12 protein-coding genes are annotated in these 13,580 nt (G+C 68.4%); 6 read left to right on the top strand and 6 right to left on the bottom strand.

Translation table 11 applies throughout. From position 1 onward, the window contains the following. From yidC to ACWGJB_RS25150, 6 genes are all read left to right on the top strand, one after another. Positions 1 to 1,299: a membrane protein insertase YidC gene (gene yidC, locus ACWGJB_RS25175; protein WP_453382356.1), complete on the top strand. Its 1,299-nt coding sequence runs from the start codon at positions 1 to 3 to the stop codon at positions 1,297 to 1,299. 15 nt (positions 1,300 to 1,314) lie between these two features. After that, on the top strand, positions 1,315 to 1,824 hold the full coding sequence (locus ACWGJB_RS25170; protein ID WP_453382355.1) for a Jag family protein: 510 nt from the start codon (positions 1,315 to 1,317) through the stop codon (positions 1,822 to 1,824). A 118-nt stretch (positions 1,825 to 1,942) separates the two neighbouring features. Next, a complete protein-coding gene (gene rsmG, locus ACWGJB_RS25165) occupies positions 1,943 to 2,659 on the top strand; it encodes a 16S rRNA (guanine(527)-N(7))-methyltransferase RsmG (RefSeq protein WP_453382354.1) in 717 nt (238 codons plus the stop codon). A gap of 298 nt (positions 2,660 to 2,957) precedes the next feature. After that, entirely contained in the window at positions 2,958 to 4,031 is a 1,074-nt protein-coding gene (locus tag ACWGJB_RS25160; protein WP_453382459.1) for a ParA family protein, read from the top strand. Then, positions 4,028 to 5,140: a ParB/RepB/Spo0J family partition protein gene (locus ACWGJB_RS25155; RefSeq protein WP_453382353.1), complete on the top strand. Its 1,113-nt coding sequence runs from the start codon at positions 4,028 to 4,030 to the stop codon at positions 5,138 to 5,140. Before ACWGJB_RS25160 ends, ACWGJB_RS25155 begins: the two co-directional genes overlap by 4 nt. Positions 5,141 to 5,447: 307 nt before the next feature. Beyond that, positions 5,448 to 6,065, top strand: a complete 618-nt coding sequence (locus tag ACWGJB_RS25150; RefSeq protein ID WP_453382352.1) for a GNAT family N-acetyltransferase — start codon at positions 5,448 to 5,450, stop codon at positions 6,063 to 6,065. Between the two features lie 86 nt (positions 6,066 to 6,151). On the opposite strand, the gene trxA is transcribed toward ACWGJB_RS25150, so the two are convergent. The 6 genes from trxA to murJ form a co-directional block, all read right to left on the bottom strand. Continuing rightward, on the bottom strand, positions 6,152 to 6,484 hold the full coding sequence (gene trxA / locus ACWGJB_RS25145; protein WP_351695853.1) for a thioredoxin: 333 nt from the start codon (positions 6,482 to 6,484) through the stop codon (positions 6,152 to 6,154). A 46-nt stretch (positions 6,485 to 6,530) separates the two neighbouring features. Next, complete coding sequence (gene trxB, locus ACWGJB_RS25140) at positions 6,531 to 7,499, bottom strand: thioredoxin-disulfide reductase (protein ID WP_453382351.1); 969 nt, start codon at positions 7,497 to 7,499, stop codon at positions 6,531 to 6,533. Between the two features lie 205 nt (positions 7,500 to 7,704). Next, the gene (locus ACWGJB_RS25135) at positions 7,705 to 8,610 is read right to left on the bottom strand and encodes an anti-sigma factor family protein (RefSeq protein ID WP_453382350.1); all 906 of its coding nucleotides are present in this window, start codon (positions 8,608 to 8,610) and stop codon (positions 7,705 to 7,707) included. After that, positions 8,607 to 9,332, bottom strand: coding sequence for an RNA polymerase sigma factor SigM (gene sigM / locus ACWGJB_RS25130; RefSeq protein ID WP_453382349.1), 726 nt, complete (start codon positions 9,330 to 9,332; stop codon positions 8,607 to 8,609). Before sigM ends, ACWGJB_RS25135 begins: the two co-directional genes overlap by 4 nt. A 49-nt stretch (positions 9,333 to 9,381) precedes the next feature. Next, positions 9,382 to 11,103 carry a serine/threonine protein kinase gene (locus ACWGJB_RS25125; RefSeq protein WP_453382348.1) on the bottom strand — a complete coding sequence of 574 codons (1,722 nt, stop codon included), beginning with the start codon at positions 11,101 to 11,103 and terminating at the stop codon, positions 9,382 to 9,384. Between the two features lie 118 nt (positions 11,104 to 11,221). Beyond that, complete coding sequence (gene murJ, locus ACWGJB_RS25120; protein ID WP_453382347.1) at positions 11,222 to 13,573, bottom strand: murein biosynthesis integral membrane protein MurJ; 2,352 nt, start codon at positions 13,571 to 13,573, stop codon at positions 11,222 to 11,224. Positions 13,574 to 13,580: the final 7 nt, after the last annotated feature.

Below are 13,580 nucleotides of genomic sequence, written 5' to 3'. Positions count from 1 at the left end.
GTGGACACGATTGCCAGCCTCTTCAGCTTCATCACGACACCCGTTTCATGGGTCATCGTCCAGTTCCACTCGGTGTACGGGCAGATCTTCGGCCCCGACACGGGGTGGGCCTGGGGCTTGTCCATCGTGTCTCTGGTGATCCTGATCCGAATCTGCCTGATCCCGCTCTTCGTGAAGCAGATCAAGGCGACCCGGGCCATGCAGACGCTGCAGCCCGAGATGAAGAAGATCCAGGAGCGCTACAAGAACGACAAGCAGCGTCAGTCCGAAGAGATGATGAAGCTGTACAAGGAGTCGGGTACCAACCCGCTCTCCTCGTGCCTTCCCATCCTCGCGCAGTCGCCGTTCTTCTTCGCCCTGTACCACGTGCTCAACGGCATCGCGACGGGCTCGACGATCGGCGTCATCAACGACTCGCTGCTCGCCAGTGCTCGTAAGGCGCACATCTTCGGTGCTCCGCTCGCCGCGAAGTTCACGGACGGGTCGTCGAAGGTGGAGGCGCTCGGCGCCTCCCTGACCGACGTCCGGGTCGTCACCGCGATCATGATCGTCCTGATGTCCGCGTCGCAGTTCTACACGCAGCGCCAGCTGATGACGAAGAACGTCGACACCACGGTGAAGACGCCGTTCATGCAGCAGCAGAAGATGCTGATGTACGTCTTCCCGGTCATGTTCGCCGTCTTCGGCATCAACTTCCCGGTCGGTGTCCTCGTCTACTGGCTGACCACCAACGTGTGGACCATGGGCCAGCAGATGTACGTCATCCGCAACAACCCGACCCCGGGTTCCAAGGCCCAGGCCGCCTACCTGGAGCGCCTGACCAAGCACGTCACGCACCACGGCAAGGCCGGCAAGCGCAGCGAGCGCACGATCATCAAGGCGATCGTCGCCAAGGGCCGGGACCGTAACGAGTTCGAGCGCAAGTTCATCAACGCGCTGACCAAGGCGGGCCTCGTGGCCCAGACCGACGGCGCCGTGGTGAAGGGCGAGGCTCAGGCCGCCGCGCAGACCGAGGACGGCGTTGCGACCACCGCTGCCGCCAAGCGCCAGCAGCCCAAGCGCCAGACCAAGGCCCAGCGCCAGTCCGGCAGCGCGAAGGCGGCCGATGAGTCGGCGGCCGCTGCCGAGAAGGAGGACTCCTCCGAGCCGACGACCTCGCTGGAGAAGTCCGACGAGCCGCAGGACGCCAAGCCGGCCGGCCAGCAGCCCCCGAAGGGCGGTGCCAACGGCCGCAGCAGGGCCCAGTCCGGTCAGCGCAAGGGCGGTCCGCAGCGCCCCAAGTCCCCGTCCAAGAAGTAAGAAGGAGCCCATCCCGTGACGGAAGGCACCACCTCCGCTGCCGAGGGTGCAGACACCCTGACTCGCCTGGAGCAGGAGGGCGAGATCGCGGCGGACTACCTCGAGGGTCTGCTGGACATCGCCGACCTCGACGGCGACATCGACATGGATGTCGAGGCCGACCGCGCCTCTGTGTCGATCATCAGCGACGCGGCCGGCCGCGACCTGCAGAAGCTGGTCGGCCGTGACGGCGAGGTGCTGGAGGCGCTCCAGGAGCTGACCCGCCTGGCCGTGCACCGGGAGACCGGTGACCGCAGTCGGCTGATGCTCGACATCGCGGGCTACCGCGCCCAGAAGCGTGCCGAGCTCTCCGAGCTGGGTGCCAAGGCCGCGGCTGAGGTGAAGAGCACGGGCGAGCCCGTCAAGCTCAAGCCGATGAGCCCGTTCGAGCGCAAGGTCGTGCACGACGCGGTCAAGTCCGCCGGGCTGCGCAGCGAGTCGGAGGGCGAGGAGCCGCAGCGGTTCGTCGTCGTGCTGCCCGCCTGATCGGTCCCCCCGTTTTACCGGCCCCGTCTGTTGAGCAGGCGGGGCCGAACTTTGTCAGCCTGGTAGTGCTTGGTGGCCGGTGCGTGGAGCGCCGGCGCTGTACGGAAGGACGGTCCCCGTGACGGAGGCTGCGGAGCTCCCCCCGGCGCCTGAGCAGGCGCGGGAAGTGTTCGGCGAGCGCTTCGCCGATGCGGTCCGCTATGCGGAGCTGCTCGCCGAGGCAGGCGTGCAGCGTGGTCTGATCGGCCCACGGGAGGTGCCCCGCCTGTGGGAGCGGCACCTGCTGAACTGCGCGGTGCTCTCCGAGGCCGTCCCTGAAGGGGTGACGGTGTGCGATGTCGGCTCCGGTGCCGGTCTGCCGGGCATTCCGCTGGCGCTGGTCCGGGAAGATCTCAACATCACGCTGTTGGAGCCGTTGCTGCGGCGCACCAACTTCCTGACCGAGGTCGTGGAACTGCTCGGCCTGAGCCATGTGACCGTCGTGCGCGGCCGCGCCGAGGAGGTCATGGGCAAGCTGTCTCCGGTGCATGTGGTGACGGCGCGTGCCGTGGCCCCGCTGGATCGGCTGGCCACCTGGGGCATCCCGCTGCTGCGTCCCTACGGGGAGATGCTGGCCCTCAAGGGGGACACGGCGGAGGAGGAGCTGAAGGCAGCGGCCACGGCCCTGACCAAGCTCGGTGCGGTGTCCACGTCCATCCTGCATGTGGGTGAGGGCGTGGTGGACCCGCTGTCCACGGTCGTGCGGGTGGAGGTCGGTGAGAGCCCGGGCGGTGTGCGCTTCGCTGCGAAGCGAGCGAAGGCCGCTCGTACCGGTCGGACGCGTAGGCGCCGCTGATCCGTCCTGACGACCAGACGTACTCCACACAAGCTGCCAAACCTACGCATGACGGAGTGTCGCGGCTTTTCGGTACTGCTGGCTGTGCATCGTGTTTCACGTGAAACGTCGCTCACTGTTGCACGGCATTATCAGCCGGGGCCGCGCCGCGGCCGAACCGCGCGACCGAAAGCCTCTTGGTTCTCTCAGAGAGGGGGTCTCCGGTGACGCTCCGTCCTCCCCGCGGGGCGCGGAGTTGTCCACAGAGGTGGATTTCTCCACAGAACACCAGGCCTCACTGGTTCACGACCCCGAAGGCATGGGAGGCTCTGTTCATTGCGAGCCTGAAGTCGAGGAGAGTGAATCCTTGCGGTCCGACGCCAACATCGCGGGACCGATGACCGATCCGGTCCCCGGTCCCCGTACCGAGTCGATGGGGGCGGATGTTTCACGTGAAACACCGCCTCCTATGGACGACACTCCCATCGGTCGTGCTGCCCAACTCGCGGTGGAGGCTCTGGGCCGCGCCGGCGAAGGTCTGCCACGTCCGGAGCAGACCCGAGTCATGGTGGTAGCCAACCAGAAGGGCGGTGTGGGCAAGACGACGACGACCGTCAACCTTGCCGCATCGCTGGCCCTGCACGGTGCCCGCGTTCTGGTGATCGACCTCGACCCACAGGGCAATGCCTCCACCGCGCTGGGTATTGACCATCACGCCGAAGTTCCGTCCATCTACGACGTTTTGGTCGAGAGCAAACCACTGGCCGAGGTTGTCCAGCCGGTGGTGGACGTCGAAGGCCTTTTCTGTGCCCCCGCCACGATCGATCTCGCCGGTGCGGAGATCGAGCTGGTGTCCCTGGTGGCACGGGAGAGCCGGCTCGAGCGGGCGATCCAGGCGTACGAGCAGCCACTGGACTACATCCTCATCGACTGCCCGCCCTCGCTCGGCCTGCTGACGGTCAACGCGTTGGTCGCGGGCGCCGAGGTGCTCATCCCGATCCAGTGCGAGTACTACGCCCTGGAGGGCCTCGGCCAGTTGCTGCGCAATGTCGACCTGGTGCGGGGGCACCTCAACCCCGCCCTGCATGTGTCGACCATCCTGCTCACCATGTACGACGGCCGGACGCGTCTCGCTTCCCAGGTCGCGGACGAGGTGCGCAGCCATTTCGGCGACGAGGTGCTGCGGACGAGCATTCCCCGCTCGGTCCGTATCTCCGAGGCGCCCAGCTACGGGCAGACGGTATTGACCTACGATCCTGGATCGAGCGGTGCCCTCTCCTATCTTGAGGCGGCCCGTGAAATCGCGCTGAAGGGCATCGGGGTCAGCTACGACCCGACGCAGGCCCACATCGGCGCCCAGAGCAATCCGAGCATGGTGGAGGGCATTCAGTGAGCGAGCGACGGAGGGGGCTGGGTCGTGGTCTCGGCGCACTGATTCCAGCTGCCCCGACCGAGAAGAACCCGGCCCAGGCGGCGGTGGGCGGCACGGGATCTCCGTCCTCCGCAGTGGTCCCGGTGCTGACGACCGACCGTGGGGTCGCCGCCGCCAAGGTGACGACGCTGCCGGCTGTTTCACATGAAACCGAGGAGCCGTCGGTCTTCGGCGTGGCTCCGGAGACGCCGCCGTCTCCGGTGGGCGCCCACTTCGCAGAGATCCCTCTCGACGACATCACGCCGAACCCGCGCCAGCCTCGTGAGGTCTTCGACGAGGACGCTTTGCAGGAGCTGGTCACCTCCATCCAGGAAGTCGGCCTCCTCCAGCCCGTCGTCGTACGCCAGCTGGGTCCCTCGCGCTACGAGCTCATCATGGGCGAGCGTCGCTGGCGGGCCTGTCGTGAGGCCGGCCTGGAGGCGATCCCGGCAATCGTCCGGGCGACGGACGACGAGAAGCTCCTCCTGGACGCGCTGCTGGAGAACCTCCACCGCGCCCAGCTGAACCCGCTGGAAGAGGCCGCCGCCTACGACCAGCTGCTGAAGGACTTCAACTGCACGCACGACCAGCTGGCCGACCGCATCGGGCGCTCCCGCCCGCAGGTCTCCAACACCCTGCGGCTGCTGAAGCTCTCGCCGGCCGTCCAGCGCAGGGTCGCCGCTGGAGTCCTTTCGGCCGGACACGCCCGGGCGCTGCTCTCCGTCGATGACTCGGAGGAGCAGGACCGGCTGGCCCACCGGATCGTGGCCGAGGGGCTTTCGGTTCGGGCTGTCGAAGAGATCGTGACCCTCATGGGCTCGCGGCCACAGGCGGCGACCCGTGCCAAGGGACCGCGTGCGGGCACCCGGGTCTCCCCGGCACTGACCGACCTCGCCACCAGGCTCTCGGACCGCTTCGAGACGCGGGTGAAGGTCGACCTGGGCCAGAAGAAGGGCAAGATCACCGTCGAGTTCGCCTCGATGGAAGACCTTGAGCGGATCCTCGGCACGCTCGCCCCGGGCGAGGGGCCGGTCCTGCACCAGGGGATCCACGACGGCGACTCCGCGGGTCCTGAGGAGTCCGAGGACTGATCCTGTCGCCCAGAGAGCGGATCGTGTCCGGTGTGTACCGGAACACGATCCGCTCTTTGCTTTCAGGCGGTATCGATGTAATCGCTGTGTGGATACCATGCGTTCGGGTACGGCGGATCCACCTGACAGCTGGCAGCACCTCTGAATGGGAGGCGGGAGCCATGCGATCGATGAGCCGCACCGGACTGGTGAGCGCGGTCCTGGGAGTGGGCGCGACCGTCGGATTCGTCGGCAGTCTGCTCAGAGAACACAGCGCTCTGACAGCCGCCCGCGACGCTGCGGGCGAAGGAAGCGAGGAACAGCCTTCATGGGGCGTCGGCTCGTACCGCTCACGCTGGACAACCTCCAGGACCTTCCCAAGCGCTGTCGCTCGTGTGTCTTCTGGGAGCTGGATCCCGTCAGCGGCGAAGCAGCGGTAAGGGCGGGTACACCCGCGGTTGAGAAGGAGGCCTGGATCTCCGCCGTCCTGCTCGACTGGGGATCCTGTGGCCGGGTGGTCTATGTCGACGATGTGCCCGTGGGCTTTGTGCTCTACGCACCGCCCGCTTACGTTCCGCGCTCCACGGCCTTCCCCACGAGCCCGGTCTCACCGGACGCCGTTCAGCTCATGACTGGCTACATCATGCCCGGCTATCAGGGACAGGGGCTCGGACGCGTGATGGTCCAGACGGTCGCCAAGGATCTGCTGCGCCGGGGCTTCAAGGCGATCGAGGCGTTCGGTGACGCTCGCTACAAGGAGCCGGCCTGTCTGCTGCCCGCCGACCATCTGCTGGCCGTGGGCTTCAAGACGGTCCGGCAGCACCCCACGCGGCCACGGATGCGGCTGGAGCTGCGGACGACGCTCTCCTGGAAGGAAGACGTGGAGCTGGCGCTCGACCGGCTCCTGGGGGCCGTACAGAAGGAACCAGCGCTGCGCCCGCTCTGAGAGTGGCCCGCAGTTGATCGAAGCGAGTCCTCAAAGCGAATGGGCCAACCCCTCGGGGTTGGCCCATTCGTGTTTCACGTGAAACGTCACTCGGCGATGTAGTCGTCGAGGTCACGCAGGAGTGCGGCCTTGGGCTTGGCACCGACGATCGTCTTGGCGACCTCGCCGCCCTGGTACACGTTCAGGGTGGGGATCGACATGACGCCGTACTTGGCGGCTGTCGTCGGGTTCTCGTCGATGTTCAGCTTGACGATCTCGATCTTCTCGCCGTGCTCGGCGGCGATGGCCTCAAGAGACGGGGCGATCTGGCGGCACGGGCCGCACCACTCGGCCCAGAAGTCCACCAGGACGGGCTTGTCGCTCTTGAGGACGACCTCCTCGAAGTCGGCGTCGGTCACATGCTTCAGGGTGCCGGCCACGGCGGGCTCCTTTACTCGTTCGTGCGGTGGGGCGGAAGGGGGATGATCAGACGGTGGTCTTCTCGGGCTCTGCCTTCTCCTCGTCCGCGAGGGCGGCGAGGAAACGCTCGGCGTCGAGAGCAGCGGAGCAGCCGGTACCGGCCGCGGTGATCGCCTGGCGGTAGGTGTGGTCCACCACGTCACCGGCGGCGAACACACCCGTCAGGTTGGTGTGCGTCGAGGGCGAGGCGACCTTCAGGTAGCCCTCCTCGTCCAGGTCCAGCTGACCCTTGAACAGCTCGGTGCGCGGGTCATGGCCGATCGCGATGAACAGGCCGGTCACCGGCAGGTCCGAGAGCGCACCGGTCTTGACGTTGCGCAGCTTCAGACCGGCCAGCTTCTGCTCGCCCTGGACCTCGGCGATCTCGCTGTCCCAGGCGAACTTGATCTTCGGGTCGGCGAAGGCGCGCTCCTGCATCGCCTTGGAGGCGCGCAGGGTGTCCCGGCGGTGGACGATCGTCACGGACTTGGCGAACCGGGAGAGGAAGGTGGCCTCCTCCATCGCGGTGTCGCCGCCACCGATCACGGCGATGTCCTGCTCCTTGAAGAAGAACCCGTCACAGGTGGCGCACCAGGAGACACCGCGGCCGGAGAGGGCGTCCTCGTTCGGCAGGCCCAGCTTGCGGTGCTGGGAGCCGGTGGTGACGATGACGGCCTTCGCCTTGTGGACCGTGCCGGCGGTGTCGGTGACGGTCTTGATCTCACCGGTCAGGTCGACGGAGACGACGTCGTCCGGAATCAGCTCGGCACCGAAGCGCTCGGCCTGGGCACGCATGTTGTCCATGAGGTCGGGACCCATGATGCCGTCGCGGAAGCCCGGGAAGTTCTCCACCTCGGTGGTGTTCATCAGGGCACCGCCCGCGGTGACAGCGCCCTCGAACACGAGGGGCTTCAGCGACGCGCGCGCGGTGTAGAGCGCCGCCGTGTAGCCGGCGGGCCCGGAGCCGATGATGATCACGTTACGGACGTCGCTCACGACTTGATTCCTCGTCTCTGGTCTACGTCATTCGACCGGTGGGAGTTCTTGTCAGAAGCTCTCACCCCACCCAACGGATCCTACGGGGCGCGCATTCCCGGTGTGTCCGGGCACACGGGCACCCCACACCGTACGGATTTCCACGCCAGGACGGAGGATGCGTCCTCCGCTGCGAAGGATCGCTCCGAGGGCACTCCAGGGCCGCTCAGGGGCGTGCCAGAGACTCCGTCAGCAGAACCTCACCAGGGGAGGCCGATGGCCGGCTCTCGCACGTGGCGTCGATGATGAAGACCGTCACCCGGGTGGTGTCGGAGGCATCGGGGAGCACGACGAGGAAGGCGTCCTTCCCCGCGTACGTTCCCCTCTTCGCACCAAGGACGTCGTCGCCGGTCTGGCCGATGCCCTGGCGGACGCACTGCGGCACCGGCACCGAGGGCTGGATCCGGGTTGTGTAGGGCGAGTCCGTCGAGCCGGGCGAAGCGGACTCGCCCTGGATCCCCAGATCCGGCTTGTTGGAGCCACGCAGGCCCGTCTTCGTACCGAGGAGGTTCGCCACCTCCGTCTGGAGAGTGCCCTTGGAGAAGCCTTCGGCGGAGTATGTCGGCTTGCCCTGTGCCGTCGTCGGTCCACTGCCACCGAGCGAGTGGAGGAAGAACGAACCGGCACCCAGGACGGCCGCGGTGAGGACAGCTCCGAGGACAACGGTCCTCCGGCGGCGGCCGTGCCCCTGACCGCGCCCCTGCCCGCGGTCCTTGCGACCGGGACCGGTCGAAGCACTCGACCGACCGGCGGGACGGTCCACCGGGGGCGATGGGACGGTCGATGTTTCACGTGAAACATGCGTCTCGGGTGCCGTGGCGTTCAGGAGCGCCTCGGCGGCGAGGGCGGCGTCGATCCGGCCCGCGACGTCCGCAGGCATACGCGGCGGTTCCGGGAGCGCGCCCAGCAGGCCTCGGATCTCCTCCAGCGAGGCGTGGACGTCGGCACAGAGGTCGCACTCGTCCAGGTGCTGTCGTACTTCCGCGGTCCGGGCATCCGGGAGCAGGCCTTCGGTGAGGTCGGAGATCTCCGCGACGTCCGGATGCCCGGTCGTGTCTGTCGTGGAAGTCACGCTCGCCCACCTCCGCCCTTCACTGCGGCTGAATCACTCGGCCCGGTCTTCTGTGAGCCCCCGTCCTGAGGTCTCGCTGCCGGTGGGACGGATGTCCCCTCCGCCCGGTTCCGTGCCGGGTCCGGCTCGTTCTCGTCGCCGGTGTTTTCCGGCCGTAGATGGGTGAGCAGCGGCAGGAGTCTCGCTCGGCCGCGGGCGCAGCGGCTCTTCACCGTCCCCGTGGGCACGTCGAGGATCCGGGCCGCCTCCGCAACCGGGTAGCCCTGCATGTCGACCAGGACAAGGGCGGCGCGCTGATCGTGCGGGAGCGTGCCGAGGGCTTCGAGGAGCTGGCGGTGCAGATCGTTGCGCTCGGCTGGAGCGGAGGCCGATTCATGCGGCTCCAGCAGCTGCTCCAGCCGTTCGGTGTCGTCGACGGGGGCGGTCTTCCGGGAGGCCGCCTTGCGGGCCCGGTCGAGGCAGGCGTTGACCGTGATCCGATGCAGCCAGGTTGTGACGGCCGACTGGCCCCGGAAGGTGTGGGCAGCCCGGTAGGCGGACACCAGGGCGTCCTGGACGGCGTCAGCGGCCTCCTCACGGTCCCCCAGGGTCCGCAGCGCGACCGCCCAGAGCCGGTCCCGGTGCCGGCGCACGATCTCACCGAAGGCATCGGGGTCACCCTCGACATGGCGGGCGAGCAGGTCCTGATCGCTCACTCCGTCGTATCCGGCCCCCTCCGCCATCTGCCCCTCCGCCTTCGGTGCCTCCGCCTTCGGTGCCTGCGGTGAGACGTCAGCCTGTGAACTTCACTTCGGTGATGGCCTGCTTGTAGCCGGCCTGCGCGTACGCGGCGGGGTCCGCACCAGACTTCGGTACGGCGGTCATCCACACGAGCACGTACTGGCTCTTCACCTTCTTGCTGACCTTCACCGTGGCGGTGTTCCCGGTGGTGGTGACACTGCCGATCTTCGTCATCGAGTCGATCGACCCCGGGGCCAACGAGTCGGCCGCGTACAACTCGACCGTCGTGTGATCGCCAGCGTAGCGAAGGGAGACCGTCCCCGTGGCGAGTTCCTTGGCGGAGCCAAGGTCGTAGACGATTCCCACACCCGGCTTGTACGGGGCCAGCTTCGGGCCGGACACGAAGGTGTTCGTCCTCCAGAACGTCGAGGCGCTGCCGTCATACGTCTTCTGGACGTCGTTCGGATGCTGGGCCTCGCCCTCGGCGACGTACTCCTGGGCGTTCTGGATCTTTATCGCGGCGGCGGGTGCCGGGTTGGAGTTGTTCTTGTCGCCGTCGTCCGTCGTCTGGTTGTTGGTGGTGTCCCCGGACTTGTCGCCCTGGTCCATCAGGGCGTCCGCGAGCTGCCAGCTACCCAGACCCAGGGCGGCGATGAGGAGGGCCGAGACGGCCCACTTCAGCGCCTTGCCGGTACGGCTCTGGAGCGGGGGCGGCGGGGCCTGGAGAGCCTGCGTCACGCCGGGAGGCGTGGGGCGGCCGTAGGTGCCCTGCTGGTAGGTGGTGCGCTGGTACTCGGGCGGCGCCGTGAACGACGGCTCCGGCGGGCGGATGCGGGGCATCTCGCCGATCGCCTTCACCAGCTCCTCCGGCGTGGTGCACGCGGACTCGTGGCGGGAGGCGGTGGCGCCGTCGTTGACCAGGGCCCGCATGGCGAGCTCCGACAGGCCGCGGTGGACACCGGCCCGCACTTGGTCGGGTGCGATCAGACCGATGTCCTTGGGCAGCCCCGGCAGACCGTAGGCGTCGCTCTGGTACGGCCAGCGCTGGGTGAGCGCCGCATACAACAGGGCGCCGATCGCCTCGGTGTCGGTGCGCTGCGGGGTGTCCGAACTGATACCGCGCAGCGCCGCGTTCACCGCTAGGCCGCGGATACGCCACTGACCCGTGGAGGCGCGCAGCACGGCGTTGGGGTTGAGCCGGAGATGGGCCAGCCCCTCACGGTGCGCGGCCGCCATCGCGGACGCGATCTGACTGACCATCTGGTAGGCGTCGTGCGGTTCCAGCGGGCCGGCCGCGAGCAGCGCGGTGAGCTCGGTGGCGTCAGGCAGCCACTCGTGCACCACGTAGACGAGGTCGTTCTCCTCCACCGCGTCCAGGACCTGGACGAACCGGGGATCTCCGAGCAGCGCGGCGGAGCGGGCGGCGGCCAGCACGGCGCGGGTGCGCGCATGGTCGGCCGGCAGGATGTGCACGCCGACGGCACGCCGTAGTTTCTCGTCGACCGCACGCCAACTGCTGAATCCGTCCAGACGGGTGACGCACTCCTCGAGACGGTAACGTCTGGCGAGTTTGTGACCGCTGTGCAGTTCGGGAGGTGAGGCCTTCTTCCCTGGGCCTGCAGCCGTGCCGCTCCCCTGTGCCTCTTCGCTGTCCGTGTCCCGCTCCGGGTTCTGGGCCACCCCGTCGGCCGTGGACTGGTCCGCCTTGGCGGTCAGCGGCTTGTCACCGCTGTTGTCTGCCACGTCGACGGCAGCCGTGCTCCGTTCCGCCACCGTCGTTCCTGCCTCCCCATCCGTTGCACGCTGTCCGACGCCGAAACCAATTGTGCCCACAGTCTGCCGCTATGCACGACACGCGGCGGCGGACGATGGTTGTGCGCGTACCCCTACCTCAGCGTCCCAGACGCCCGCGCACCATACCCACGAGGGAGTTGAGCTCCTCGATTCGCATGCGGCGTGCGGCGATGTAGAAGACGCCGAGCAGTACGACTCCGCCGGCCACCAGCGCGGCGAAAGAACCGATCACACCCTGACCCAGAGTGTGGCCGATGCCGAAACAAGCCGCACCACTGAGCAGAGCGGCCGGTACGGACGCGATGCACAGCCGCGCGTAGGTACGGGTGACGCGGGTGCCGTCCAGGTCGCCGCCGAGCCGCTTGCGCAGCCGCTTCCAGGCGACACCCACGCCGATCGCGTAGGCGAGGCCGTAGGAGGCGGCCATGCCGGCCACCGCCCAGCGGGCCGGCAGCAGGACATAACAGGCGACCGAGGCGCCCGCGTTGACCGCTGCGACGATGACCGTGTTGTAGAAGGGGGTGCGGGTGTCTTCGTAGGCGTAGAACGCGCGCAGGACGACGTACTGCACCGAGTACGGGATCAGGCCGAGGCCGAAGGCCATCAGCATGAACCCCATGTTGGTGGCCTCGCTGGTGCCCGAGGAACCGAAGATCAGGGTGCACATCGGGATGCCGAGTGCCACGAAACCGAAGGCGATGGGCACGATCGCCACGGCGGTCGTCCGCAGACCCTGGGAGATGTCGTCGCGGACGGCGCCGGCGTCGTCCTCGGCGGCCGAGCGGGAGATCCGTGGCAGCAGGGCCGCCATCAGGGAGACCGTGATGATGGCCTGCGGCAGGCCCCAGATCAGCTGGGCGTTGGCGTAGGCGGCGAAGCCGGTGCCGTCGACCGGGGAGTTCTTGCCTGCCGAGGTCGACAGCTGGGAGACGACGATCGCGCCCGCCTGGTTGGCGAGGACGAACAGCACGGTCCACTTGGCGAGCGTGGCGGCCTTACCGAGGCCGTGGCCCTTCCAGTCGAAGCGCAGCCGCATCCGGAAGCCGGTCTCGCGCAGGTAGGGGATCATCGCCAGGGCTTGGACCACCAGGCCGAGCAGCACGCCGAGGCCGAGCAGCCGCTGGCCCTCCGGCGGGATGGTGGTGACCTTCATACCGGAGTGCGCGGCGGTGCCGTACACCCAGATGAACAGGCCGAGGGTGACGATGATGACGATGTTGTTGAGGACCGGGGTCCACATCATCGCGCCGAACTTGCCCCGCGCGTTGAGGACCTGACCCATCACCACGTGGACGCCCATGAAGAAGATCGAGGGCAGGAAGTAGCGGACGAAGGTGATGGCGACATCGTTGGCCGCCGGGTCGCTGGCGACCGGGTCGGACAGCAGACGGATCAGCAGGGGCGCGGCGGCGATCGTGGCTGCGGTGAGCAGGCCAAGCGCCACCATCACGAGGGTCAGCAGACGGTTGGCGAACGCCTCACCGCCGTCCTCGTCCTCCTTCATGGCCCGTACCAGCTGCGGCACGAAGACCGAGTTGAGGCCGCCGCCGACGGTCAGGATGTAGATCATCGTCGGCAGCTGGTAGGCGACCTGGAACGTGTCACCGAGCAGACCCACTCCCAGCGCGGAGACGATCAGCGCGGAGCGGACGAAACCCGTGAGGCGGGAGACCATCGTGCCTGCGGCCATCACGGCACTGGACTTCAGCAGCCCGGAGGCCCGCCCGCCCTTCTTGGCCGCGGGGGCCGAGGGCGCCGCGGGAGCCGCGGGAGCGGCGGGTACCGGTTCGGCGACAGGGGCCTCGGGTGCGGACGGGGCCTGTGGGTACTGGGATGCCGCGTAATGGGGAGCGGCGTGCTGGTTCTGGGCTGCGGGGGCCTGCGGCGCCGACGGGTACTGGCCCGAGGGCGGCGGGTACTGGCCGACGGGGGGCGGGTACTGTCCCGCGGGACCCGGGACGGACCGGGGGTCCGTCTGCGGGTTGCCGCCGCCCTGCTGCTGGTCCCGGAACAGGTGCGCGAAGGCGTCCGGCTCGTGGCGCTCCTCGCCGGAGTGCGTGACCAGATCGTCCACACCCACGAACTGGGTGGTACGCGGGTTGTCGCCGTAGGGCAGGTACTGGTTCGGGCCCTCCGGCTCCGGCGCCGGGGTCTGGGCCCACACATGCGGGTCGGGGGCGTACGGCGACTGGGCGGGCTGGCCGTACAGCGGCTGCTGCGGGTACATGCCGGGGGGCGGCGGGGGGTGCGCGGCGCGGTCGTAGAGCGCCTCGGCGACCGGGTCCTGGGCGGAGAGGTCCTGCGCCCGGTAGGGGTCCTGGTCGTACGCGTCCTGGAGGTACATGTCAGCCGCGTGCTGCGGCGGGACCTGGCCGGCCTCCGGCGGCGGCTCGGGGTAGCCCGAACCGGCCGCGCCCTGGCCGCGTTCACCGTCGTACGGCGCGTTCATGGTTACC

Source organism: Streptomyces sp. NPDC054813 (assembly GCF_053611365.1).
The sequence above is the reverse complement of the archived record's forward strand: the minus strand, read 5'-3'. Positions and strand labels throughout refer to the sequence as shown.